This window comes from Nitratidesulfovibrio sp. 1201_IL3209, assembly GCF_036763125.1.
GTDB lineage: Bacteria > Desulfobacterota > Desulfovibrionia > Desulfovibrionales > Desulfovibrionaceae > Cupidesulfovibrio.
Genome location: NZ_JBAIYT010000015.1, coordinates 1 through 24,667, shown reverse-complemented (window position 1 = coordinate 24,667; position 24,667 = coordinate 1). Strand labels below are relative to the sequence as shown.

General features: G+C 70.6%; 23 protein-coding genes. 9 read left to right on the top strand and 14 right to left on the bottom strand.

Annotation, left to right across the window (positions count from 1 at the left end; all coding sequences use genetic code 11):
• Positions 1-11 precede the first annotated feature (11 nt).
• The 9 genes from bioD to bioB form a co-directional block, all read right to left on the bottom strand.
• Positions 12-758, bottom strand: a complete 747-nt coding sequence (bioD, locus tag V6B97_RS08795) for a dethiobiotin synthase (RefSeq protein ID WP_333506127.1) — start codon at positions 756-758, stop codon at positions 12-14.
• Entirely contained in the window at positions 755-2,125 is a 1,371-nt protein-coding gene (locus V6B97_RS08790; RefSeq protein ID WP_333506126.1) for an aminotransferase class I/II-fold pyridoxal phosphate-dependent enzyme, read from the bottom strand. Before V6B97_RS08790 ends, bioD begins: the two co-directional genes overlap by 4 nt.
• Positions 2,104-2,583 carry a hypothetical protein gene (locus tag V6B97_RS08785; protein ID WP_333506125.1) on the bottom strand — a complete coding sequence of 160 codons (480 nt, stop codon included), beginning with the start codon at positions 2,581-2,583 and terminating at the stop codon, positions 2,104-2,106. Before V6B97_RS08785 ends, V6B97_RS08790 begins: the two co-directional genes overlap by 22 nt.
• Positions 2,580-3,920: a beta-ketoacyl-[acyl-carrier-protein] synthase family protein gene (locus V6B97_RS08780; RefSeq protein ID WP_333506124.1), complete on the bottom strand. Its 1,341-nt coding sequence runs from the start codon at positions 3,918-3,920 to the stop codon at positions 2,580-2,582. The genes V6B97_RS08785 and V6B97_RS08780 overlap by 4 nt, the downstream gene beginning before the upstream one ends.
• 35 nt (positions 3,921-3,955) lie before the next feature.
• Positions 3,956-4,372: an acyl carrier protein gene (locus V6B97_RS08775; RefSeq protein ID WP_333506123.1), complete on the bottom strand. Its 417-nt coding sequence runs from the start codon at positions 4,370-4,372 to the stop codon at positions 3,956-3,958.
• Positions 4,373-4,436: 64 nt separating this feature from the next.
• A complete protein-coding gene (locus V6B97_RS08770; protein WP_333506122.1) occupies positions 4,437-5,282 on the bottom strand; it encodes an SDR family oxidoreductase in 846 nt (281 codons plus the stop codon).
• The gene (locus V6B97_RS08765) at positions 5,276-5,674 is read right to left on the bottom strand and encodes a hypothetical protein (RefSeq protein ID WP_333506121.1); all 399 of its coding nucleotides are present in this window, start codon (positions 5,672-5,674) and stop codon (positions 5,276-5,278) included. The genes V6B97_RS08770 and V6B97_RS08765 overlap by 7 nt, the downstream gene beginning before the upstream one ends.
• Entirely contained in the window at positions 5,671-7,137 is a 1,467-nt protein-coding gene (bioA, locus tag V6B97_RS08760) for an adenosylmethionine--8-amino-7-oxononanoate transaminase (RefSeq protein ID WP_442935476.1), read from the bottom strand. Before bioA ends, V6B97_RS08765 begins: the two co-directional genes overlap by 4 nt.
• Before the next feature lie 23 nt (positions 7,138-7,160).
• A complete protein-coding gene (gene bioB / locus V6B97_RS08755; protein WP_333506119.1) occupies positions 7,161-8,288 on the bottom strand; it encodes a biotin synthase BioB in 1,128 nt (375 codons plus the stop codon).
• Between the two features lie 138 nt (positions 8,289-8,426).
• Here bioB and V6B97_RS08750 point away from each other — a divergent pair, with 138 nt between their 5' ends.
• The 6 genes from V6B97_RS08750 to V6B97_RS08725 all read left to right on the top strand — a co-directional run bounded on the left by V6B97_RS08750 (position 8,427) and on the right by V6B97_RS08725 (position 15,334).
• Positions 8,427-9,383: a biotin--[acetyl-CoA-carboxylase] ligase gene (locus V6B97_RS08750; protein WP_333506182.1), complete on the top strand. Its 957-nt coding sequence runs from the start codon at positions 8,427-8,429 to the stop codon at positions 9,381-9,383.
• A 215-nt stretch (positions 9,384-9,598) separates the two neighbouring features.
• The gene (locus tag V6B97_RS08745) at positions 9,599-11,020 is read left to right on the top strand and encodes an MATE family efflux transporter (protein ID WP_333506118.1); all 1,422 of its coding nucleotides are present in this window, start codon (positions 9,599-9,601) and stop codon (positions 11,018-11,020) included.
• Positions 11,007-11,906: a DUF2156 domain-containing protein gene (locus V6B97_RS08740; RefSeq protein ID WP_333506117.1), complete on the top strand. Its 900-nt coding sequence runs from the start codon at positions 11,007-11,009 to the stop codon at positions 11,904-11,906. Before V6B97_RS08745 ends, V6B97_RS08740 begins: the two co-directional genes overlap by 14 nt.
• Before the next feature lie 191 nt (positions 11,907-12,097).
• The gene (locus V6B97_RS08735; protein ID WP_333506116.1) at positions 12,098-12,331 is read left to right on the top strand and encodes a NifU family protein; all 234 of its coding nucleotides are present in this window, start codon (positions 12,098-12,100) and stop codon (positions 12,329-12,331) included.
• A gap of 92 nt (positions 12,332-12,423) precedes the next feature.
• Positions 12,424-13,818 carry a glutamate--tRNA ligase gene (gltX, locus tag V6B97_RS08730; RefSeq protein ID WP_333506115.1) on the top strand — a complete coding sequence of 465 codons (1,395 nt, stop codon included), beginning with the start codon at positions 12,424-12,426 and terminating at the stop codon, positions 13,816-13,818.
• Between the two features lie 259 nt (positions 13,819-14,077).
• Positions 14,078-15,334, top strand: a complete 1,257-nt coding sequence (locus V6B97_RS08725; RefSeq protein WP_333506114.1) for an HD-GYP domain-containing protein — start codon at positions 14,078-14,080, stop codon at positions 15,332-15,334.
• A 178-nt stretch (positions 15,335-15,512) separates the two neighbouring features.
• Here V6B97_RS08725 and V6B97_RS08720 read toward each other — a convergent pair whose 3' ends face one another.
• Positions 15,513-16,037, bottom strand: a complete 525-nt coding sequence (locus tag V6B97_RS08720; RefSeq protein WP_333506113.1) for a hypothetical protein — start codon at positions 16,035-16,037, stop codon at positions 15,513-15,515.
• Positions 16,038-16,162: 125 nt separating this feature from the next.
• Here V6B97_RS08720 and V6B97_RS08715 point away from each other — a divergent pair, with 125 nt between their 5' ends.
• Positions 16,163-16,321 (top strand): hypothetical protein, encoded by a 159-nt coding sequence (locus V6B97_RS08715; protein WP_333506112.1) that lies wholly within the window; start codon positions 16,163-16,165, stop codon positions 16,319-16,321.
• On the top strand, positions 16,318-17,007 hold the full coding sequence (locus V6B97_RS08710) for a Crp/Fnr family transcriptional regulator (protein ID WP_167124476.1): 690 nt from the start codon (positions 16,318-16,320) through the stop codon (positions 17,005-17,007). The genes V6B97_RS08715 and V6B97_RS08710 overlap by 4 nt, the downstream gene beginning before the upstream one ends.
• Positions 17,008-17,023: 16 nt before the next feature.
• Here the strand turns inward: V6B97_RS08710 and V6B97_RS08705 are convergent, their stop codons facing one another.
• The 4 genes from V6B97_RS08705 to hcp all read right to left on the bottom strand — a co-directional run bounded on the left by V6B97_RS08705 (position 17,024) and on the right by hcp (position 22,933).
• A complete protein-coding gene (locus tag V6B97_RS08705; protein ID WP_333506111.1) occupies positions 17,024-18,811 on the bottom strand; it encodes a PAS domain-containing sensor histidine kinase in 1,788 nt (595 codons plus the stop codon).
• A complete protein-coding gene (gene ercA, locus V6B97_RS08700) occupies positions 18,795-19,991 on the bottom strand; it encodes an alcohol dehydrogenase-like regulatory protein ErcA (protein ID WP_333506110.1) in 1,197 nt (398 codons plus the stop codon). Before ercA ends, V6B97_RS08705 begins: the two co-directional genes overlap by 17 nt.
• 198 nt (positions 19,992-20,189) lie before the next feature.
• Positions 20,190-21,077, bottom strand: coding sequence for an ATP-binding protein (locus V6B97_RS08695; protein ID WP_333506109.1), 888 nt, complete (start codon positions 21,075-21,077; stop codon positions 20,190-20,192).
• A gap of 242 nt (positions 21,078-21,319) precedes the next feature.
• Positions 21,320-22,933 carry a hydroxylamine reductase gene (gene hcp / locus V6B97_RS08690; RefSeq protein ID WP_333506181.1) on the bottom strand — a complete coding sequence of 538 codons (1,614 nt, stop codon included), beginning with the start codon at positions 22,931-22,933 and terminating at the stop codon, positions 21,320-21,322.
• 666 nt (positions 22,934-23,599) lie between these two features.
• On the opposite strand from hcp, the gene V6B97_RS08685 reads away from it, so the two are divergent.
• The gene (locus tag V6B97_RS08685; protein ID WP_333506108.1) at positions 23,600-24,406 is read left to right on the top strand and encodes an acyl-CoA dehydratase activase; all 807 of its coding nucleotides are present in this window, start codon (positions 23,600-23,602) and stop codon (positions 24,404-24,406) included.
• Positions 24,407-24,667: the final 261 nt, after the last annotated feature.

The window sequence follows — 24,667 nt, the reverse complement described above, 5'->3', positions numbered from 1 at the left end:
CCCGCCGGGACTCAGCAGGGCGTCGTCACCCTGTCCGTCCCGTCCAGCACGTCGAGCATGCGCCGCAGCGGCGCGAAGGCGGCGTCGGGCGGATGCAGCAGATTTTCGATGGGCGGCACCACGCCGCTCACCGGAAAACCGGACAGCATGGCTACCGCCTCCATGTTGTCCCGCACAAGGTCCGGGGATGCGGAACGTTCCTTGGTGTGAACGAAAACGATCCCTGCCGGTTCCATCCCTCTCCGGACCAGCGCCTCCACCGAGAGGAGCGTGTGGTTCACGGTGCCCAGCCCCGCCCGCGCCACCAGCACGGGACGGGCGTCGGCGGCCCGGATGCAGTCGATGCACAGGGCTTCCGGCGTGAACGGCACCATCAGGCCGCCCGCGCCCTCGAGGACCAGCGAGGCGTGTTCACCGCGCAGACATGCCAGACTGCGCACCAGGTCTTCCGTCTCCACGCCGCGCAGTTCGTCCCGCGCGGCGTGGAGCGGAGCTTTGGGCGCCGCGAAGCACCACCCCACCGCCTCCGCCGGGTCGCGCCCGGCCAGTTCCGGAACGTGCTGGTACACGAAGGCCGCGTCGCTGTCCGTGTCGTACGGATCCCTGCACCCGGTCTGCATGGGCTTGGCGTAGAACGGCCGCTCCCCCCGCGCGAACAGCTCGCGCAGCAGCAGCATGGAGACCACCGTCTTGCCCACGCCCGTGTCCGTGCCCACCACGAACAGGGCGCGGGAGGGGGCTGCGTGCGTAGTGTTCATGAGGATTCTCCGGTCGTGTGGTGCGGGGCAGCGCCCCGCTCTTCCTCTTCCTTCCAGGCGCGGGCCAGCAGGTCCACGCAGCGGGCCACGTCGTCCACCCGGTGCAGGGCGGTAAGGCCCAGGCGCAGCACGGCCGCGCCGCGCCCCACGGTGGGGTGGCGCGCGGCCAGGGCCAGCACGCCGGGGCCGCCGCCAGCGGGTGTGCGCAGCTTCGCGGCAAGGCGGGTGCAGCGGGCCTCGTCGCCCACGTCCACGCAGACCACGTGCGCGCCCTCGCGTACCGGCATGCCTTCGGCGCGCAATCCGGCGCGCAGGGCCGCACCCAGCGCGGCGAGGTGATGGCGGCGGTCGTCCAGCCGGGGCAGCAGGTCCAGCAGGGCCAGGCAGCAGGCGGCGTGCGCCTCCGGCAGGGCGGTGGAGTGGATCAGCGGCGAGGCCAGGTTTTCCAGCGCATTCCGGGTGCCGCGCGGCAGCAGCAGGAACGCCCCGAACAGCCCCAGCGCCTTGCCCAGCGTGCCCACGGCGGCGTCGGCCACGCCGTGCGCCCGGCCGCGGCCGCCAGCGCCCAGCGCGCCGAAGGCGTGGGCCTCGTCCACGATGACGAAGGCCCCGTGCTCGCGGGCCACCGCGCCCAGCCGGGCCATGTCCGGCAGGGTGCCGTCCATGCTGTACAGCGATTCGGCCAGGACCACGGGCTGGGGCGCGCAACCGGTACCCCGCGCGGGGGGACCGTCGTTGCCTGCGGCCCGCCATGCGGCCAGGCGGCGCGACAGGTCGTCCATGTCCGCGTGGCGGTGGGTGTGCAGCCGCGCCCCGGTGGGGGGCAGGGCATGGGCCATGCTGGCGTGCACCCGGCGGTCCAGGAATACCGCGTCACCGTGGCCCAGCAGGCCCCAGAGCAGGGCCAGGTTGGCCTGGTAGCCGCTGGGCAGGAACAGGCATTCCGCATAGCCGAAGTATTCGGCCCACGCGGCCTCGGCGTCCGCCGCCAGCGCGGTGTGCCCGGCGGCCAGGCGCGAGGCCGTGCCCGAGGGCGCATGGCGCGCGAAGCAGGCGGCCACCGTGGCCCGCCACGCCCCGTCGGCGGCCAGGCCAAGGTAGTCGTTGCCCGCGAAATGGAGCAGCGGACGGCCGTCCATGTGCACCAGCGCCGGGGAGGGGGCATTCCCGATGTCTCCGGAAGGGACGGCGGCGGAGGCGGGCAGTCCGTCCAGCAGTGGGGCGCTGCGGCCAAGACCGGCGGCGTGCAATTCCTCCATCCGCAGGGTCAGGCGCGCGGCCAGCAGGCCGGGAGCGGCCGGGGATGGCGCGGCGGCGGGGGAGGGGCCGGGCGTGGGTCCGGCGGTCAGGGGGTTGTGGTCAGCCATGCGAATATCTCTCGATAACGGGCGGCGAGTACGTCGCCGTTGAAGCGGGTGTCGTAGGCCGTGCGGCCGATGATCAGGGTGGCGGCCATGCTCGGGGGCGCGGGCGGGGTGTCTGCGCCGGGCACCTGCGGAATGGGCGTGATGGTCGTGGCGTAGGTGGCGGCGCGCTCGCTTTGGGCCAGCAGGTCGGCCCGGATGCGGGAGGGGCCGTGCAAAACGTCGGCAGGCGGCCAGTTGCATTCCTGTACCGTCAGCAGAAAGGCGTGGAGGGAAAAGCCGGAGGACCAGCGGGCGTGCAGCGCGGCCAGTTGGGCCATGGCTTCCAGCCCCTGCCATGGGGGTGCGCCGGCGAAGGCGCGGCGGCCCGTGGCCCCCGCGGCGTCGCAGCGGTCCACCCGGTCCAGCAGCAGGAAGCGGGCGGGGGTCTCCTCCGGAAGGGCATGGCGGAAAAGGGTCACAGTCGCACCACCAGCGCCGCGTTCTGCCCGCCGAAGCCGAAGTTGAGCAGCAGCCCGACGGAACCACCCCCGGTACCGGGCAGGGGGCGCATTTCGCGCACGAAGTCCAGCCGCCCGCTTTCCGGCGCGGACAGGTTGCGCACCGGCGGCAGAAAGCCGTCCGCCGCGCAGGCCAGCAGCACGGCCAGTTCCACCGCGCCGCAGGCCGAGGCGCAGTGCCCGGTCCACGACTTCACGGCGGTGACGGCGGGCGCGTGGCCCGCATTGGCGAACACCCGTTCCAGCAGGCGGATTTCCGCCGCGTCGTTGAGGGCGGTGCCGGTGCCGTGGGCCGCTACCCAGTGCACGTCGCCGGGGGCAAGCCCCGCCTCGGCCAGCGCGCCGCGCACGGCGGCCTCGGCCCGGCGGGCGTCGGGCTCCGGCGCGGTCAGGGCGTGTCCGTCCAGCGTGGCCCCCATGCCCAGGATTTCGGCCAGCGGCGTGGCCCCGCGCGCCAGCGCCGCGTCCAGCGGTTCCAGCACGAAGGCCGCGCCTCCTTCGCCGGGCACGAAGCCGCGCCGCGCCCTGTCGAAGGGGCGGCAGGCCATGTGGGGGGCCGTTGCATCGGCGAGGTCCAGGTCGCGCTGGATGGCCCCGGCGCGGGCGTAGCCCAGAAGGCCCCCTTCCGACAGGCGCGAATCGCCGCCCACGGCCAGCGCCGCCGGGGCAAGGCCCCAGCGCACCCGCCGGGCGGCCTCGCCCACGGCCTGCAACGAGGCGGCGCAGGCCGTGCCCAGCACCAGTCCTTCGCCCCGGATTCCGCAGCGCATGGCCACGGCCGAGGCGACGGTGTTGGGCAGCCAGCGCAGCATCCACAGCGCGTCCAGATCGGGGTGCTCAAGCCCCGGCGGGGTGTCGTGCGGCGGCCTGATTCGTCCGCAGGCCGCCGGAAAGTCGGCCCCCACGTCCATGTTGGGGCCGCTGGCGGCCACCAGCGCGGTGCCGTCCGGAAAGGGGAGCGGGGGCGGGGTGCCGCCGTCGCCCACCGCACCGTCGGTTCCGTCGCCGCAGGCGTATCCGGCCTGCCGGGTGGCGGCCAGGGCCGAGGCCAGCGCCAGCAGCCCGCCGCGCGAAAGGTAGCGGCGGTGCCGCCAGCGTCCGGTGGCCGCCGCCTCGTCGAAGTTCCGCGCGGGCGCGCAGGCCGCGCCGGGCAGGGCCACGGCATGGCGGAACGGGCTGTGCCCGTCGCGGATGGCGCGGGCCACGTCCTGCGGGGTATGCCCCAGGGGCGTCACCGCGCTCACGCCGGTGACGGCCACGCGGCGGGGGGAATGGGGAGGGCGGAAACGGGGCTGCATGTGTTTGGCGGCCACTGCTGCGGGGACGGTCAGGCCTATCGGCCCGTGTGCCGTGCCAGCGCCCACGCCACATAGGCGGCCACGTCGCCGATGGTCAGCACCGGCGGCGCGCCCGGCACGCGCACGTCGGCCAGGATTTCCGCCACGCGCGCGGCGGGCAGGTGCGGGTACTCCCGCGCCAGCCGGGCTTCCGGGGATTCGCCATGGCGTTCCGCCTCCAGCACGTGGATGCGCAGGTCGGTGAGGAAGGCGGCGGCGTCGCGCACCGGGATACCAAAGTGGCGGTTCAGCCCGGCGCCTATTTCCAGCAGGTCGATGGATTCGCAGGGCAGGTCGGCCATCAGCCGCGTGGCGGGCGACAGGCTGGCGGCGTCCACGTCGAAGATGGGGGCCACCAGCGCGGCTACCGCGACCGCGATGTCGTGCAGTTCCTGGGGGGTATGTGAGGGCATGGCGTTCCTGTCCGTGGGGGTGATGGGAATATTCCGGCGAAGGTACTTCCGCGCCGGTGCGGGATCAGCAGGCCGGTTTCAGCGCGCCGAAGCCGCCGTCGCAGGTCAGGGTGGTGGCGTTGATGGCCGCAGCCGGGGCGGACAGCAGAAAGCGCAGGGTCTGCACGGCCTCGGCAACGGTTACGACGCGCCGGGTGGACGGCAGGGGGGCGTTGGCGGCGCGCGATTGCAGGAACGGCGCGCCCCGGCCCGCCTCCAGCCAGCCCAGCCGCAGCGAGCAGGCGGTGACCCCGCGCGGGGCCAGTTCCACGCCCACGGCGCGGTACAGGGCTTCTCCGGCCAGCTTGGCGGCGGCGTAGTAGCCCTGCCCCGGCGCGGCCCGTTCGGCGGCGGAGGACGAGACGAACACGCACCGCCCGTCGCGCCCGGCCAGCATGGACCGGCTTACGGCGCGCAGCAGCCGGGCGCGGAAGGCGATGTCGCGCGCGGCCCACAGGTCGATGTCGGCAGGGTCCGCCCCGGCCAGCAGCGCTTCGAACCGCGAATGCAGCAGGTCCACGAACAGCCGGGGCGCGGACCCCAGCGAGGTGCGGGCACGTTCGGGCAGGGTTTCCGGGGCATCGTCTTCGGCATGGCTTGCGGCCGCCGTCGAGGGCGTGAAATCTTCGGGCGCGCTGCCCTGTTCCGGCCCGCGCGCGTGCAGGCGCAGCACCACGGCGTCCGGCAGCGCGGCGCGGATGCGCGCCGCGCCCGCCTCATCGCGCGCGGTCAGGGCCACGGCCACGCCGCCGGCGGCCAGCGCTGCGCCGAGGGCCAGCCCCAGTTCGCACGAGCCACCGGCGATGAGCGCCGGGCCGCGCAGGGCAGAATGCGTCAGGGCGGAATCCGTCAGGGCGGCGCGGGCTACCATGCCAGCACCCCGGTCACCAGCGGGGCGGGGGGTGCGGCGACGCATCCCTCTTCGCCGACCGCCGGGGCCAGCGCATGCAGCGAACAGCGCAGGCCGTCATCGGTGCGTTCCATGCGGAAGGCGTAGTCCCCCGGCGTGACGAAGCGCCGGAAGCGGAACCCGCGCGCTTCACGTATCGGGCGCGGCGGCCCGGCGGGGCCGTCCGCCCAGCGCGCCGCCTCGTCCGCGAAGGCCAGCACGATGCACGACCCCGGCACCACCGGCGCGCCGGGGAAATGGTCCGCGAACAGCGGGTGGGCCGGGTCGAACCGGAACACGCCGCAACGCACGGCGCGGCGCGCGCAGGCGGAAGCCGGTGCTGCCGTATCCCTGCTGCCGGGCATGCCTGTCATGCTCCCGCCGGGCCGCTGGCGCCCGGAAGCCTGTCCAGCCCGGCCAGCCCGTCCAATCCACCGGTGGCCCCGCGCTCGGTCACGGCGCGGATGGCCTCGCCCGTGGCGTCCACCAGCAGGTCGATCTCCTCGTCGGTGATGGACAGCGGCGGCATGAGCACCATCACGTCGCCCAGCGGGCGGACGATCACCCCGCGCCGCCGCGCCTCCAGGGTCACCCGGTGGCCCACGCGCAGGGCCATGTCGTAGGACTCCCTGGTCTCCCGGTCGCGCACCAACTCGATGCCGGTCATCACCCCGCGCTGCCGGATGTCCCCCACGTGGGGCAGATCGCGCAGCGTTTCCAGCCGCGCGGCCAGCCGGGCGATTTTCGGTTGCAGCCGTTCCATGACCCGTTCTTCCTCGAACACGTCCAGCGAGGCGATGGCCGCCGCGCAGGCCAGCGGGTTGCCGGTGTAGGTGTGGCCGTGGAAGAAGGTGCGCAACTCCTCGTGGCGGGCCAGGAAGCCGTCGTGCACCCGCTCGGCGGTCAGGGTGGCGGCCAGCGGCAGGTAGCCGCCGGAGATGCCCTTGGCCAGGCACAGGAAGTCGGGCGTCACCCCTTCCTGCTCGCAGGCGAACAGGGTGCCGGTCTTGCCGAAGCCCACGGCCACCTCGTCGGCCACCAGGAACACGCCGTGCGCGTCGCACAGTTCGCGCACCCGGCGCAGCCAGCCCGGCGGCTGCAACAGCATGCCCGCCGCGCCCTGCACCAGCGGTTCCACCACGGCGGCGCACATCTCGTGCCCGTGGCGGGCGAACAGGTCTTCCACGTGGGCGATGCATTCCCGGCCGCAGTCCCCGGCCTGCCGCCCGAACGGGCAGCGGTAGCAGTGGGGGCTTTCCGCCTTCAGCGTGTCAAACAGCAGCGGCGCGTAGATGGCGTGGAACAGGTCCATGCCGCCCAGGGCCACGGCCCCCACGGTGTCGCCGTGATAGGCGTTGCTCAGGCTGAGAAAGCGGGTGCGCCGGGCGTCGCCGCCCAGGTGCGCCGGGGCCTGGCGGTGGAACTGGAAGGCAATCTTCAGCGCCACTTCCACGGACGTGGACCCGCTGTCGGAATAGAACACCCGCGTCAGTCCCTGCGGAGCGATGGCGGCCAGCCGCGCCGCCAGTTCGATGGACGGCTCGCTGCCCAGGCCCAGCAGGGTGGTGTGGGCCACCTTGTCCAGTTGCGCCCGCACGGCCGCGTCCAGCCTGGGGTGGCGGTGCCCGTGTACGTTGGTCCACAGCGAGGACACGCCGTCCAGGTAGGACACGCCGTCGGTGTCGATGAGCCGGTTGCCCTCGGCGGCGGCGATGATCAGCGGGTCGGCGGCCAGCCAGTCGCGCATCTGGGTGAAGGGATGCCACACGTGGGCCTTGTCCAGCGCGCGCAGCCGCCGGGTGGCGTCGGTGGAGGGGACGATGGCCCCCTCGGACATGCCGTTTTCCGTACCCTGTCCGCTCATGCCCGCGCCTCCCCGCCGTCAGGCCCGGCGGCCGTCCCGCCGGGCGCGGCAACGCCGCCCACGCCCAGCGCGGCCAGCATCTCCATGTCGTCGCAAAGGGCGCGGCCCGCCGTGGTCAGGTAGTTGCCCACCATCAGGCCGTTGGCCCCGGCCGCGAACACCCACGACTGCCACGGGCCCAGGGTGGTTTCCCGCCCGCCGCACACCAGGACGTCACGCTCCGGGTGCAGCAGGCGGAATATGGCGATGGCCCGCAACGCCTCCATGGGCGGCAACGGACTGCGGTGGCCCAGCCGTGTGCCCGGAATGGGATGCAGAAAGTTCAGCGGTATGGAATCCACGTTCAGTTCACGCAGGGTCAGAGCCAGTTCCACGCGGTGTTCCCACGTTTCGCCAAGGCCCAGGATGCCGCCGCAACAGGTGCGCAACCCCGCCCGGGCGGCCTCGCGCACGGTGGCGACATCGTCGTCGTAGGAGTGCGTGGTACATACCTGCGGGAAAAAACTTCTGGCCGTTTCCAGATTGTGGTGGTAGCTGGAAATGCCTGCGTCCTTCAGGCGGCGCGCTCGTTCTCCCCGTCCGTCCGGTCCTTTCGATGCGGCGGACCCCGTGGCGAGCTGCCCCAGGGAGGCGCATAGGCCGATGTCCACCCGTTCGCGCAACAGGCGCGCCGCATGGCAGACCGCGTCGAATTCACGCTCCGAAAGGGCGTTGCCGCTGGTCACGATGCCGAAACGGCGCACGCCCGCGCGGGCCAGTTCCTCCGCATGGCGCAGCAGTGCGTCGGGGCCGAGCAGCCCATGCACCGGAGCGCCCGTGTCGTGGTGCGACGACTGGGCGCAGAAGGCGCAGTCCTCGCCGCAGCGGCCCGACTTTGCGTTGACGATGCCGCAGGTGGTCGCCAGCGGTCCCTTGCGGGCCGAACGCACGGCCTGCGCCACGGCCAGGATGTCCAGGATGTCGGACGCGGGCAGCCGCGCCACGGCCAGCGCCTCCTCTCCGGTGATGCCGGACGGGGAGCCTTTGGCCGCGTGGGCGCGGCTTGGCGATGCGCAAGAAGTCTCCGTTCCGGGGGGAATGGTGTCCGAAAGGCGCGCGCGCAAACGTTCCAGCAGGGGGTTCATGTACCGGTAGCGCTCCTGTTGAATGGCAGTTCAGGGCGAGTAGCGGGCGTGTTCCTTTTTGTCAACCAAGCAATTGCCTGATGGTTTACAATCGCCGTGGACACTGACAGGACGACCACGAAGGGGCGTGTGTTCGCCATGTTGCGCGAAGCGGGCGGCAACTGGCGATCGGGAGAGGAACTTTCGCGGCTGCTCGGCGTGAGCCGGGCCGCCGTGGCCAAGCACGTGCGGGCGCTGCGCGCGGAAGGGCACCAGATCGAGGCCATGACCCGCCGGGGCTACCGGCTGCTGGCCGAGGCCGACGTGCTCACCGTGGCCGCCGTCCGGCAGGGGCTGCGCACCGGCTGTTTCGGCCGGGGCGATTTCGTCCTGCACGGCTCCACCGATTCCACTAACCGCGAGGCCGCGCTGCTGGCCCTTGGCGGGGCGCCCGAAGGCGTCGTGGTGGCGGCTTCCGAACAGACCGCCGGGCGCGGGCGCGCCGGGCGGGCCTGGGCATCGCCCGCCGGGGTGGGGGTGTACGTCTCGCTGGTGCTGCGGCCGCGCCTTGCCCCGCAGGCCGCGCCGCTGGTCACCCTGATGACCGCCGTGGCCGTGGCCGAGGCGGTGGCCGAGGTCACCGGCCTTGCCCCGCGCGCCAAATGGCCCAACGACGTGCTGCTGCACGGCCGCAAGGTGTCGGGCAACCTGACCGAGGTGGCGCTGGTGGCCGACACGGTGTCCCACGTGGTCACCGGCGCGGGCATCAACGTGAACACCAGCGCCGGGGACCTGCCCGAAGAACTGCGCGCCACGGCCACCTCGCTGGCGGCGGAACTGGGCCGCCCGGTATCGCGGGTGGACGTGCTGCGCGCCTTCCTGGAGCGGGCGGAACACTGGTACGCCGCCCTGCGCGAGGGCGACCCCGGCCCGGTCATCGCCCGCTGGAAGGAGCTTTCCGCCATCGTGGGCACCCCCCTGCGGGTGGGCACGCCCCACGGCGTGGTGGAAGGGCTGGTGGCCGACGTGGACCCCGACGGCCTGCTGCGCCTGGTGGACGCCCAGGGCCACGAACATCGCCTGCATGCGGGCGACGTCATTGACAGCAGGCCGTAAGCGCCTATCTCTTCGTGGCCGCGCCCGGCAGGTGTGACGCACCGGCGCCGGGCGCGGCGGCGCGCCTTCCCGTCGGCCCCCGGTTTTCCGGTGCGGCCACGGGATTCGCGCGTCCGGCCACGGGCACGGCCAGCACGCCGCATCCCCTGGCCCGCGCCGGATCATGCCTGCGGGCGGGTGCGACGCCCACCACCGAACCGAACGGACGGCACGAGATGTCGCAGCACGCGCGCCCGCAGGGCGACGACGCTTCCTATCGCGGCATCTGGCGGCTGACATGGCCCCAGATGCTGATGATGGTCTTCCATTTCCTCATCGGGTTCACCGACGTCTGGGTGGCGGGCCGCATCCAGCCGGAGGTGCAGGCCGCCATCGGCCTCGTCTCGCAGTGTCTGTTCTTTCTGCTGGTGGTGGCCGTGGCCGGTGCCAACGCCGGGGTTGCCGCCATCAGCCAGGCGCTGGGGGCGGGCCTGCTGCCGCGCGCGCGCCGCTACGCGGGCATGGTGCTGGCGGGCGGGTGCACGGTGGGCGTGGGCATCATGCTGCTGGGCCTAGCCACCATCGAGCCCTTCCTGCGCCTGTTGCAGGTGCCCGAGCCCATCATGCCGGTGGCCTCCTACTTCTGGAAGGTGTACCTGCTGGGCCTGCCCGCCAACTACCTGTTCACCATCACCGGGGCGGTGTTCCGCGCCCGCAAGCGCATGATCGCGCCGCTGGTGTCCATGGTGGTGGTCTGCGCCGTCAACGCCGGGGCCACCCTGGGCTTCGGCCTCGGGCTGTGGGGCCTGCCCGCCTACGGGTATGCCGGGGTGGCCTGGGCCACCTTCGTCGCCATCATGATCGGGGCCGCGCTGAACGTGGGCATGCTGGTCCGCGACCGGGAACTGCTGCAACGCGCCTCGTTCCCTCCCCTGCGCTGGATGCGGCGCGGCGCGCCCTATCTCATCCGCGTGGCCGCGCCCGCCGCCGGGCTCCAGATCATGTGGAACCTCGGCTACCTGGTGCTGTTTTCCATCACCGCCTCGCTGCCCGCGGGCAGCGTGGCCGCCCTGGCGGGCATGACGGCGGGCATGCGCGTGGAATCGTTCATCTTCCTGCCAGCGCTGGCCTTCAACATGACCGCCTCGGTGCTGGTGGGCCATCTGCTGGGCGCGGGCCGCAAGCCGGAAGCCTTCCGGGTCAGCCTGCGCCTGCTGGGCATCGGCTGCGCCTCCATGAGCGTGTTCGCCGTGCTGCTCTGGCCCTGGACGGCCGACATCGCCGCCTGGCTGGCCCCGGAACCCGCCGTGGCCGTCCAGGTGGTCAGCTATCTGCGCTACAACCTCGTCTCCATCCCCTTCACCGTGGCCAGCATGACCCTTGGCGGGGTCATGACCGGCGCGGGCGCCACCCTGTATTCCTTCCTGGTGTACGGTTCGGCCACGTGGTTCGTGCGGCTGCCGCTGGCATGGGTCATGGGCCACGTGGTGTGGCGGGATGCGGCGGGGATATTCCTCGCCATGTTCGTTTCCCAGGTGTTCCAGTCTTCGGTCATGCTGTGGCTGTTCTGCACGCGTGACTGGAGCCGGTTCAGCATGATCCGGCGCAACGGCCGCAAGGCCGCGCCACAAGGAGTTGCCTCGCATGACCGACAGTGAGTTGACCCCCGGAGAGTTCCGGCCCGTCTCGCTCGACCGCATGGCCGAGTACCTCGACCTTTTCGCCCGCACGCCGCAGCGCGCGTCGGACTACAGTTTCACCAACGTCTGGGGCTGGGCCGAATACTACGGCCTGGAATGGACCTTTGCGCACGGGTTGTGCTGGCTGCGCCAGACCAGGCCGGAACCCGTATGGTGGGCGCCCGTGGGGCCGTGGCTGGATGCGGACTGGAGCCGGTGCGCGCTGCTGGGCGCGGGCGCCCGGTTCATCCGCGTGCCCGAGTCGCTGGCCGCGCACTGGCAGCGGACCCTGGGCGACCGGGTGGCGCTGGCCGAGGCGCGCGGCCAGTGGGACTACCTGTATGCCGCGCAGGATCTGGCGGAACTGAAGGGCAACAGGTTCCACAAGAAGAAGAACCACGTGAACGGCTTTCTGAAGGCCTATCCGCACGAGTACCACCCCATGACGCCGGACTGCATCGAGGCGGTTCTGGACATGCAGGAGGAATGGTGCAAGTGGCGCGAGTGCGACGAATCGCACGCGCTGGTGGCGGAGAACACCGCCGTGCGCAGGGTGCTGGAGCACTGGGACAGGATTCCCGGGCTTTCCGGCGGGGCGCTGTACGTGGACGGGAAGATGATCGCCTACACCGTGGGCGAACGGCTGGACGACGAGACCCTGGTGGTGCACTTCGAGAAGGCCAAGCCGGAGTATCGCGGCGTGTACCAGGCCATCAACAACCTGTACGCGCGCGAGCACGCCATGAGCTTCCGGTACATCAACCGCGAGCAGGACCTGGACGACATGGGCCTGCGGCAGGCCAAGGAAAGCTACAATCCCGTGGGCTTTTTGAAGAAGTTCGCGGTGGACGTGGCCCCGGCCTAGGACGGAGTCTTTCGTGCGCCTCCGGCGTCCCCCGCACCCCCGGCATGCGGCGGTGCCCGGATTCCGCATGGCCGCGCCAACCCCGCCCGTGGTTTGACACCCCGCCGCCGAAGGCAGTAGAAGGGCGCGGCGTCCGCCGCCCCTGCGGGGCGCGCCATCCGCCCCCCGTGGGGAAACTTCAGGAGGTTTCCATGTCCGATGCCATCCGCGAAAGGGTGCAGGCCGCCCTCGACAAGGTCCGTCCCTATCTCCAAGGCGACGGAGGCGACGTCGAACTGGTGGACATCACCGCCGACGGCGTGGTCCGCGTGCGCCTGACCGGCGCGTGCAAGGGCTGTCCCATGTCGCAGCAGACCCTGAAGGGCGGCGTGGAACGCATGGTGTTGAAGGAAGTGCCCGAGGTGAAGTGCGTCGAGGCCGTGTAGCCTCCGCGCCGCGCTCCCGTTCCTTTCGTCTTCCCGGCCGCGCGTGCGGCATCCCACGCCATCAACGATACCCGAAGAACGGGGAGAACATCATGACCAAGGTCGTCACGCGCTTCGCGCCGAGCCCCACCGGGCACCTGCACATCGGCGGGGCGCGCACCGCCATCTTCAACTGGCTGCTGGCCCGCCACTTCGGCGGCACCTTTCTGCTGCGCATCGAGGACACCGACCAGGAGCGCTCGCTGCAGGAGTACACCGACTCCATCCTGGCCTCCATGCGCTGGCTGGGCCTGGACTGGGACGGCGAGCCCATCTACCAGAGCAGGCGCTTCGACATCTACAACGGCTACATCGACCGCATGCTGGAAACCGGCCACGCCTACTGGTGCGAATGTTCGCCCGAAGAGGTGGAGCAGATGCGCGAAACGGCGCGGGCGCGCGGCCTGAAGCCCAAGTACGACGGGCGCTGCCGCGAGCGGGGCCTTGGCCCCGGCCCCGGCCGGGTGGTGCGGCTGAAGGCCCCGCTGACCGGCCGCGTGGTGTTCGAGGACGTGGTGAAGGGCGCCCTGGCCTTCGACGCGGCGGAACTGGACGACATGGTGCTGCGCCGGGCCGACGGCACGCCCACCTACAACATGGCCGTGGTGGTGGACGACGCCGCCATGGGCGTCACCCACGTGCTGCGCGGCGACGACCACGTGTCCAACACGCCCAAGCAGGTGCTGATCTACCAGGCCCTGGGGCTGCCGTTGCCGGTGTTCGGCCACGTGCCCATGATCCTTGGTCCGGACAAGAAGAAGCTGTCCAAGCGCCACGGCGCGCGCGCGGTCATCGAGTACGAGCAGGACGGCCTGCTGCCCCAGGCGCTGGTGAACTATCTGGTGCGCCTAGGCTGGTCGTTCGGCGATCAGGAAATCTTCGCGCTGCCGGAACTGGTGGAAAAGTTCACCACCGACAACCTGAACAGCGCCCCCGCCGCCTTCGACCCGGACAAGTTGCAGTGGCTGAACGCCCACTACCTGCGCGAGACCCCGGTGGACGAACTGGCCCGCCTGGCCGCGCCCTTCGTGAAGGCGGAAGGCTTCGACGCGGCCCCGGAACGGCTGGCCGCGCTGGCGCCCCTGTTCCGCGAGCGCGCCTCGAACCTGGCCGACCTCGCCAAGGTGATGCGCTTCATGCTGGTGGACGCCGCCGCGCTGGACCACGACCCCGCCGCCGTGGCCAAGGCCCTGACCGCCGAGGGCAAGGCCCACGTGGCGGCCCTGCGCGGGCTGCTGGAAAAGGCCGAGCCCTTCGACAAGGCCGCGCTGGAAAAGGTGGTGCACGACTATGTGGAGCAGGGCGGCCTGAAGTTCAAGCAGGTGGGGCCGCCGCTGCGTGTGGCCCTGGCGGGCTCGCTGGGCGGCCCCGGCCTGCCCGAGATCATGGAAGTGCTGGGCCGGGCCGAAACCCTGGCCAGGCTCGACCGGGCGGCAACGCTGGGCTAGAAACCCGCCGCACCGGCAATGAAATCGCGCCTGCAACGGGGCCGGAAGCGACAGCTTCCGGCCCCTCTTCATTGCCGTTCCCGGCCGGGGTGCGATGAATCCGGTACATCGTCATTTGCTTGTTGACACCGCCATTTGCTCGCCGATAAAGTATATGACCATCAATGTTGTCGGCCGCCATCGGGGATCGTGACGCGGCGGGCGCATGCGCAACGGGGTCCGAGTGGCCCCGTGTTGCCGGGACAGTGCCGGGGGGACCATGTATTCGGGGATTACGGTGGACCTGTCGGACATGCTGTTGTCCATTTCGGAGGCGCTCGACCTTGCGAGCCCTTCGTTGTCGCAGCATCAGTTGCGGGTCGCCTTCGTGGCATGGGAACTGGCGGAGGCGCTGGACCTGCCGCAGAAGGACAAGGAAACGCTGTTCATCGCATCGCTGCTGCACGACGTGGGCGCGCTGTCGCCGGAAGACAAGCTGGACGTGCGCGCCTCGCGCGTGGAGAACATGGACGAGCACTGCGCCGTGGGCGCGGGGCTGCTGGCCCAGGGGCCGGGCCTGGCCGAGGCCGCCGAGGTGGTGCGCCTGCATCACGCCACCCTGCCGGAGTTGGAGGCGCACGGCCCGGATCCGCGCGTGGGCCTGCTGGCCCAGATCGTCCTGCTTGCCGACACGCTGGAACGGTCCATGGACCGGCGCATCTACGTGCTGCACCAGCACGACGACCTCACCGCCGGAATCCGCCGCATGTCGGGCTGCGCCATCGACCGCCGGGTGGTGGAAGCCTTCTTGCTGGTTTCCGGCCGCGACGAGTTCTGGCTGAATCTCGTCTCGCCGCGCCTGTTCGCCTTTCTCAGCGAGCGCAACCCCTGCCGCCGCCTGCAACTGGACCTGGACGGCGTGCGCATGTGGTCGCTGCTGGTGCGCGAGATCATCGACTTCCGCTCCCCGTTTACCGCCACCCATTCCGCCGGGGTTTCCGCCTCGGCCGGGGCGCTGGCGCGGGCCTTCGGCCTGCCCGAGCCCGAGGCGCGCCTGCTGGAGATCGCGGGCAACCTGCACGACCTCGGCAAGATGGTGGTGCCCAACGCCATTCTGGAAAAGGCGGGTCCCCTGTCCGACGAGGAATTCGCGGTCATGCGCCAGCACACCTACCACACCTACCTGGTGCTCAATTCCATGAAGGGGCTTGGCGGCATCGCCGAATGGGCGGCCTTCCACCACGAGAAGCTCGACGGCTCGGGCTATCCCTTCCGCATCGGGGCGGGCGGACTGAGCATCGGCTCGCGGATCATGGCCGTGGCGGACATGTGCACCGCCCTGGCCGAGGACCGGCCCTACCGGGCGGGCATGCGCCGCGACGAGATCGTCGACGTGCTGCGCGACGGCGTACGCCGGGGCCTGCTGGACAAGGCGGTGGTGGCCACGCTGGAATCGCGGCGCGACGAGATCATCGACATTTCGGCGGCGGCGCAGGGCAAGGCGCGCAGCAAGTTCACCCGTCACATCGGGCGCTGAGGCGGCAGCGGGCCGCGCCGCCGTACGGGGCCTTCGGCACTGGCGCCGTTCCGCATGGATGGCGCACGGCCGCGACCATCGGCAGAACGCAGGAAGGGGACGCCGCAAGGCGTCCCCTTTCGCTGCATGCGCGCGGAGCGGCGCGCGGCCGCCCGGCAATCCGGCGCCGGTCCCGGCGCTACTGCACCGGGTAGCCGCCGTTGCGGCGGTCATCGCCCCCGTCGCCGTCATCCTCGTCGCCATCATCCTCGTCGTCCTCGTCGCCGAGGTCGTCGTTGCCGGAATCCTCGTCGTCCAGCAGGGCGGACAGGATGTCCTCGTCCAGATCGTCGTCGTCATCCTCGTCGTCGTCCTCGTCCTCACCGTGGGCGGCGGCGCGGGAAGCGCAGGCGCGGTCCATGTCCAGCAGGGGGCCGTCGTCGCGGGTCAGGCTGCCGGCCGGATCGGAGGCGAAGCCGTCGCCTTCGTCGTCACGGGTGAACATGCGCCAGGTCACGCTGCCGTCGTCGTGCTGTTCCGAGGACACGCGCAGGATGGGGGTTTCCTTCCAGATGTAGATCATGGTGTCGTCGGGCCATATCTCGCAGCGCATGTGCGCCGCGATGTCATGTGCGCCGATGGCGCCGGGGTCCTCGCCCAGTTCCTCGAGTTGCTCGCGCAGCAGTTCCTCGACGCGGGCCGCCACCTTGCTGCCGTATTTCATGGAATGGTCTCCTGTGGATGGGGCGCGGGCGCCCGTGGTCGTCCTTGGCTTGCCGTCGCTTACCGCACCCCGCGCACGGCCGCAACAGGGATGCGCGGGCCGATCCCGGCCAGCCACGACCAGTCATGGCCGGTCACGACCAGTCACGGCCGGTTCCGGTCGGTCCCGGCTACCGGTTGCGGATGCTGCCCGTTCTTGCCCGGCGGGCCGACGTGGCCTATGCTGTGGCGCATCCGCCCGACATCGCCGACATCGCCCGACAACAACCAGAGGTACGCCAGTGACCCAGCAGAACCGCCGCATCATCGAACGCCTGCCCCTTTTCGACGGGCTTTCCGACGCCCAGTTGGAAGGGCTTGCGGGCATCGTGGTGGACCGCCGCGTGGACAAGGGCCAGATGATCTTCTTCGAATCGTCCCCGGCGGAAGGCTTCTACGTGGTGGCCGAGGGCCGCGTGAAGATATTCAAGACCGCGCCCGACGGGCGCGAGGCCGTGATGCACGTGATGGGCCCCGGCGAGACCTTCGGCGAGGTGGCGGTGTTCCAGGGCGGCACCTTTCCCGCCCACGCCATGGCCGTGGAGAATGCGCGCGTGCTGTTTTTGCCGCGCAAGGGCCTGGTGGACCGCATCACCCGCGACCCCACCCTGGCCATGAACATGCTGGCCGCGCTGTCGCGCAAGCTGCGCGTGTTCACCACCAAGGTGGAATCCCTGACCCTGCACGAGACGCCGCAGCGCCTTGCCGCCTACCTGCTGCACGCCAGCGAACTGAAGGGCGACGCGGACACCTTCCGGCTGGACATGGCCAAGGGAGTGCTGGCGGGCATGCTGGGCACCGCGCGCGAGACGCTTTCGCGCTGCCTCGGAAAGCTGGCCGAACGGGGGGCCGTTTCCGTGGACGGGCGCGAGGTGACCATCGTGGACCGCGACTATCTCCAGGCGTTGGCCGACGGAGACGAGACGCTCTGACGACGGCGGCGTGAAGCTACGCGCCGCGCCGCACGGCGGGCAGCAGCACCGTGAAGCGGCACCACAGGCCCGGCTGCGATTCCACCATGATGTGCCCGCCGTGGTTGCGGCTGACGATGAAGTACGACACCGAAAGGCCCAGTCCCGTGCCTTCGCCGGGCGGCTTGGTGGTGAAGAACGGCTCGAACGCCCGTACCCGCGTCCTCTCGTCCATGCCCGGCCCGTTGTCCTCCACTTCCACCCGCACGTAGTCGGCGTCGGCCCCCGGAGCGGCGGGCTCCCCGCTTCCATCGCTCCTTCCGGCCCCGTCGGGCAGACCGGGCAGGCCGGGCACGCCGCGTTGCGTGCCCACGCGCAGGATGATGCGCGGCTTTTCCCTCTGCGGGTAGGTCTTCCGCGAGATGGCCTGCGAGGCGTTCTTCAGCAGGTTGAACAGCACCTGTTCGATCTCGGTGGGGGCGCATTCCGCCCTGGGCGTGCCGGGCGCGTACTCCCGGATGATCCGGATGTTGCGGAAGTCGTGGCGTTTCTTGAGGTCGTAGTCGTTTTCGGCCAGTTCCACAGCCCGGTCCAGCAGCACCGACAGGTCGCATTCGCTGCGCTCGGCGTCGCTGCGCCGGGCGAAATCCAGCATGTGCCGCACGATGTCCGCGGCGCGGGCGCAGGCCTCGCGGATGTTGGTCACCAGTTTGGCCAGCCCGCGCAGTTCGAAGTAGTGCCGCACGCGCTCCAGGTCCACGCCCGCCATCAGTGCGGCGGCCTCGTTGTCCGGCACGCCGGGGGCAAGGCGGCGTTGCAGGTTCTGCGCCGACTGGGTGATGGCCGACAGGGGGTTGTTGATCTCGTGCGCCATGCCCGCGGCCACGCCCCCCACGGACATCATCTTTTCCGTCTGCACCATGATCTCGCGCAGCTTCTTCTGCTCGGTCACGTCGCGGATGATGGCGATGAGCCACGGTTCCCCCCGCAGGGTGAACCGGCTGAGGGAAATCTCGCAGTCGAAGGGGGCGCCGTCCGCGCGCAGGTGCGTCCATTCGAAGAACTGCGGCTCGCCAGCCAGGGCCTTGGCCAGGCGCATCTCCTCCACCAGCCGGGTGTCTCCGGAGCGGGGCTGCTCCGGCGGCGAAAGGTCGCGCGGGGCCATGGAGGTCAACTGGTCCAGGGGCCTGCCGAACAGCTCGCAGGCCCGGCGGTTGGCGTCGCGCACCAGGCCGTCGCGGATCAGGAAGATGGCGTCGTTGGCCGCCTCGAACAGCGCCCGGTACTTGCGCTCGCTCTCGCGCAACTCCTCTTCGGCGCGCAGCCGTTCCGACACGTCGCGCGCGATGCACGAGACGTAGGGCTGTCCGCCGATGTCGTGGCGCTTCAGGGCCAGTTCCAGCCACAGGCCGCCCCCCTGCGAGGGCTGGCGGATCAGGCGGCGCTCTTCGCCGGTGGCCGTGGGGACGGCGTCGGCCATGTGCCATGCGCCGGTGCGCGGGCCGTCCTGCGGCGCGCCACCCTCCGCGCCGCCCTCCAGGCGCGGCTTCCACCCGGCCAGTTCGGGAAACGCCGCCGCCAGCGGGCGGCCGGTCAGGGCCTCCCACGGCAGCCCGGCGAAGCGGCAGGCCGCGCCGTTGGCGTCCAGCACCACCAGGGTATCGGCGTCCAGCAGCAGCACCCCGTCGCCCGCGCTTTCCAGCAGGGCGCGGAACAGTTCCAGTTGCTGGAGGCGCTCCTTCAGTTCCGGGTAGTAGCTCTTGCGCGTGGAGGCCTGCCCGAGCCCGATGAGTTTTTCCCGCAGGTCGTCAGAGCGCTTCGGCATACAATGCTTCCAGTTCGCGCGCGTCGAGCGGGGCCGGATTGGTGGACAGGCAGGGATCGTCCAGCGCCAGGCGCGCCAGTTCCGCCAGTTGTCCCCGGGTGACCCCGTACTGGGCGAGCCCCTTGTCGAACCCGGCCCGGCGGCGCATGTCGCCAAGCCGGGCGAACAGGGCGTCGCGCACCTCGTCGTCCGGGGCGGCGAGGGGCCCGCCCGCGCCCGGCGTACCGTCCCCACCCAGCGCCTTGGCCACGCCCAGCGCTTCGGCCACGCGGCGGTAGCGCTGCGGGGCCGCCGTGAAGTTGCGTCGCACCACGAAGGGCAGCAGCAGGGCGTTGCATTCGCCGTGGGGCAGGTCCAGCAGGCCGCCCAGGCTGTGCGACAGGGCGTGCACCGCACCCAGGATGGCGTTGGAGAAGGCCAGCCCCGCGTTCATGCTGCCAAGGGCCATGCGCGCCCGGGCGTCCCTGTCGTGCAGGTCGTCCAGTACGTCGAACAGGGCTGTTCCGATGCCCCGGATGGCCTCAAGGGCGAACATGTCGGTGACGGGCGAATGGGCGTTGGAGGCGTAGGCCTCCACGGCGTGGGTCAGGGCGTCGAGCCCGGTGGCGGCGGTGAGGTCGCGCGGCTTGGTCAGGGTGGTCAGCGGGTCCACCAGGGCCACGTCGGGCACGTTGGCCTTGCTGACGATGGCGATCTTCACCTTGCGCGGCGTGTCGCGGATGATGGCGAACTGCGAGACGTCGGCGGAACTGCCCGCCGTGGTGGGCACGCAGACCAGCGGGGGCATGGGCTTGGGGATGGCGTCCACCCCCTCGTAGTCCAGGATGTGGCCGCCGTTGGCCACCACGATGCCGATGCCCTTGGCACAGTCCATGGGACTGCCGCCGCCCACGGCCACGATGGCGTCGCACCCTTCGGCGCGGAACACTTCGCTGCCCTGCATCACTTCGGTATCGCGGGGGTTTTCCGACACCCCCAGAAAGGTCGCGCAGGCAATGCCTTCGTCGCGCAGGGTGCGGACCACCGCCTCGGTATGTCCAGCCGCCGCCACGCCCTGGTCGGACACCACGAGGCATCGCGATGCGCCGAGGTTGCGGGCATGTCGGCCCGCCAGACCGGCCGCGCCGTAGCCGAACACGAATTCCGGCGCGACGAATTTACGCAGTTCGTAGTCGTTCATGGAACGCCCCCGATGCCGCCATGCGACGGCCCTTCCCCTGAAGGACGCCGCCAGTGTTTCCCCGTATCGCACTGTATGCAAGGCGGGGCCGTTTCGTCATCCTTTTTGTGACCGGGGTTTACCAACGCGCGGAACGGCGCGCGGCCCGCGTTGCGGGCCGTGCGTCGTGGGCAGGAGGTCTGGCGAAGTGCCGGGGCGTCAGGCCAGAGGTGTGGGCGCCGGGGCGCCCTGGCACGTCATGACCATTTCGTTCAGCGGCACGTTGGTGCCGGAAAGCTCGCGGGCTTTGGCCAGGGCTGCGGTGAGTCCACGGCAGCAGGGCACTTCCATGCGCAGCACGGTCATGGACCGGATGCCGCTGGTGGCCAGGATGTCGGCCAGGCGCTGGGCGTAGGCGTCGGTGTCGTCGAACTTGGGACAGCCGATGAGCACCACCTTGCCCCTGGCGAAGTGGCTGTGGAACAGGGGCGAGGCCGCCGCCGCGCAGTCCGCCGCCACCAGCACGTCGGCGTCCTTCAGGTAGGGGGCCGTGGGCGGCACCAGGCGGATCTTCAGCGGCCAGTGGCCGGGGCCGGACACCGGGCCTTGGGCCACGCCGAATACGGGCGCGTCGGCCTTGGCGAAGCTGCGGATCATGGAACCGGGGCAACCGCCATGGCCGCCGCCATGACCGTGTCCGTGACCATGACCATGACCGTGTCCGTGCCCGGCCTGTCCGGCCTGTTCTGCCTGTTCTGCCCGTTCTGTTTGACGGGCAAGGCCGTAGTGCCCGTGCACGCCGTGCCCGTCGGGCCTGCCGTGGGGGGCGTGATGGTCGCCGGAGCGGGGCTGCGCGCCGTCGCGCGTGCGCACGTGCTCCATGGCCGCTTCCTCGTCGAAGGGCACGGCCTCGCGCTGGATGATGCGCAGCGCGCCCTGCGGGCAACTGCCGATGCACGCGCCGAGGCCGTCGCAGAAGCTGTCGGAAACGATCTTGGCCTTGCCGTCCACGATGGCGATGGCGCCTTCGGCACAGTCCAGCACGCACGCGCCGCAGCCGTCGCAACGTTCCTCGTCGATTTCCAGGATGTTCCGGGTGGTGTTCATGTCTGTGGTCCTTGTCCGCGGGTCGGAGCGCGGGCGGTGGCCCCCCGCCGGTTGCCGGTCGCGGGGCTGGTCGGTGATGCCGGGCGTTGCGGCGGTCGTTGCGGCGGTCGTTGCGGTCGCTGCGGCCCCGTTGCCCCCGTGGTCTTCAGGTACGGGGATGCCGGAGCGGGGGAGGGGGAGGAGGCGGCCCGTGCCGCCCCCTCCATCTCTCGTTGTTCTCGTCGTTTCGGCGTGAGCCCGGTTTACCCCAGGATGGCCTTCAGGTCTTCGTCCGGGGTGGTGATGGGCTTGATGTTGTAGTTCTGCACCAGGAAGTTCAGCACGTTGGGGGTGATGAACGCGGGCAGTGACGGTCCGAGGCGGATGTCCTTGATACCGAGGGCCAGCAGCGTGAGCAGGATGACCACGGCCTTCTGCTCGTACCACGAGAGCACCAGCGACAGGGGCAGGTCGTTCACGCCGCACTCGAAGGCGCCAGCCAGGGCCACGGCGATCTGGATGGCCGAGTAGGCGTCGTTGCACTGGCCCACGTCCAGCAGGCGCGGAATGCCGCCGATGTCGCCCAGTTCCTTGTCGAAGAAGCGGAACTTGCCGCAGGCCAGCGTGAGCACCACGGTGTCCTTGGGGGTCTTTTCCACGAACTCGGTGTAGTAGTTGCGGCCGGGCTTGGCGCCGTCGCAGCCGCCCACCAGGAAGAAGTGGCGGATGGCGCCGGACTTCACCGCGTCGATGACCTGGCCGGCCACGCTCATGACGGTGTTGTGGCCGAAGCCCACCAGCACGTTCTTGCCGGGCGCGTCCTCGGTGAAGCCGGGCAGTTCCTGCGCCTTCCTGATCACGGCCGAGAAGTCGTAGTTCTCGCAGTGCACGAGGCCGGGCCAGCCCACGAGGCCGGTGGTGAACACGCGGTCCTTGTACGAATCCTGCGGCTTCTGGATGCAGTTGGTGGTGAACAGGATGGCGCCGGGGAAGGCCGGGAATTCCTTGTGCTGGTTCTGCCAGGCGGTGCCGAAGTGGCCGTAGAAGTGGGGGTACTTCTTCAGTTCCGGGTACCCGTGCGTGGGCAGCATTTCACCGTGGGTGTAGATGTCGATGCCCTTGCCTTCGGTCTGCTTCAGCAGTTCGTGCAGGTCGCGCAGGTCGTGGCCGGAAACCAGGATGCACTTGTTCTTGCGATGGCCCAGCGGCACCTGGGTGGGCACGGGGTGGCCGTAGGTGCCGGTGTTGCCCGCGTCCAGCAGTTCCATGGCGCGCAGGTTGGTCTTGCCGCATTCCAGGGCAAGTTCCACCCACTGGCCAAGGTCGCGCTGCACGCCGTCGTACCCGGCGGCCAGGCCCTTGAACAGGAAGGCGAACACTTCGGGATCGGTCTGGCCCAGCACGGCGGCGTGGTCGGCGTAGGCGGCCAGGCCCTTCATGCCGTAGAGCAGGGTCTGCTTCAGCGAGACGATGTCCGGGTCGCTCTTGTCGGCGGTGAGCGCGCCGATTTCGGCCTGGGCGCCCAGGCCGTCCAGGGTGGCGGCGGGCTGGAACGAGGCCGGGCCGGAGCTAACCGACACGCCCGCGCGGGCGGCCAGGGCGTTGCGGTGCTTGACGATCTCGTTGATGTACGCCTGGAAGCGGGCCGGGTCGAAGTTGACGTTGGTCAGCGTGGTGAACAGGGCCTTGGCCCCGTAGTGGTCGATGGCCGGGTCCACGATGCCTTTCTTGCGGGCTTCCAGCGCCACCAGGGCCAGGCCGCGCAGGGCGTAGACGGTCAGATCCTGCAGGGCGGCGACTTCGGGCTGCTTGCCGCACACGCCGATGGTGGTGCAGCCGGTACCCTTGGCGGTCTGTTCACACTGGTTGCAGAACATGGACATGGGGCTCTCCTTTTTCTGGGGTTCGTTCTTGTGGCCGGACTGACCAGACAGGCCGAACAGGCCTAAAATCTTCGAAAGGACCATGGGCTCGCTCCGTCGTGGTTGCGGTTCGGCGGGGCGGCGTCTCCGGATCGGCGCGTTTGACGCGTCTGGCGCGTCTAGCGCATCGGGCACATCCGGTACGCTCACATCGTTGCCGGGCCTTTTGCCCCGTCGTTGAGTGCACAATAGTCCGGGGGGCGGATGCGCGATGTGACGGGCATCAAAACCACGGGGAATTTCGCGCGGAATGCGATTTTTTTTTGTCCCGCCCTCGCCTTCCCGCACGAGGACGAGGGGTATCCCTTCCAGTATAGCAGGATGCGCCGCCGAAGGCAGTATTTTTTTGCCGCGACGCGGCAGCCGGGAGTGCCGGGCCGTCAGCGGACCGTCAGCCGGACCGCCCGCCGCCGTGTGTGCATCGCGTGCGCGGACAGCGGGGCGTCGCCAACCCCAAAACGGGAGAGATCACCGTGTGTGCATCGCGTGCGCGGACAGCGGACATGTGTCTATGTATCGGAGCGCTTCGGATAGAAAGTATCGATTTTACCGGAACTTGGCAGGTGGGCTATCCAGTGGCGAGCCACCGCGCGTGGCCGCAGCTTTCCCGCAGGAGGTCCCATGCCCGTTGCCCGTCTGGTTGCCGGAGTGGACGTGGGCTCCACCGCCGCCAAGGCCGTGGTGCTCGACGGCGACTCGCGCGCCGTGCTTGGCGTGGCCGTCACCCCCACCGGATGGAACCCCCGCGAAACCGGCGAGGCCGTGCTGCACGCCGCCCTGCGCGAGGCCGGAACCGGCATGGACCGCGTGGCCCGGGTGGTGGGCACCGGCTACGGCCGCATCTCGCTGCCCTTCCTGCACCGGGCCGTCACCGAAATCACCTGCCATGCGCGCGGGGCGCACCACCTAGCCCCCGCAACACGCACCGTGCTCGACGTGGGCGGCCAGGACAGCAAGGTGGTGGCCGTGGACGAGCGCGGCAATGTGCGCGACTTCGTCATGAACGACAAGTGCGCCGCCGGTACCGGCCGCTTTCTCCAGGTCATGACCGGCGTGCTCGACATGACCCTGAACGAACTGGGCGACGCCGCCCTGCGCGGCACCCCCGTGCCCCTCAACAGCATGTGCGCCGTGTTCGCCGAAACCGAAGTCATCGGGCTCATCGCCCAGGGGGTCTCCAAGGACGACCTGGCCGCCTCCATCGTGGCCTCCGTGGCCCGCCGCCTCAAGGCCCTCACCGGGCGCGTGCCCCTGGTGCCCGGCTGCGCCTTCACCGGCGGGCTCGCTACCAACCCCGCTTTCGCCCGCATCTTTTCCGACACCCTCGGCCTTGCCGTCACCGTCTCCCGCATGCCCCAGGCCACCGGCGCCCTCGGCGCCGCCCTCATCGCCGCGCATGACATCACTCATGGCGGGGCGGCGGGGTAGTTGTCTGTAACACTTTGACGGGGGGAAGGGGGGCCCCTTCCCCCCGGACCCCCATCCCCTTCCCCCCAAACTTTTCAATTGTGGGGTGTTGCGCGTGATGGTCGGTCCTGCTGGTCGAAGCGGGAATGCTGGAATGTTTTGGGCAATGAGGTGCCCTGATTGAAAAGTTTTGGGGGGAGGGGTCCGGGGAGGGAGACCTTTTCCAAAAGGTCCCCTCCCCGGTCTCTCTTAATCCCGTAACTCATTAAGGAGCAGGCACAT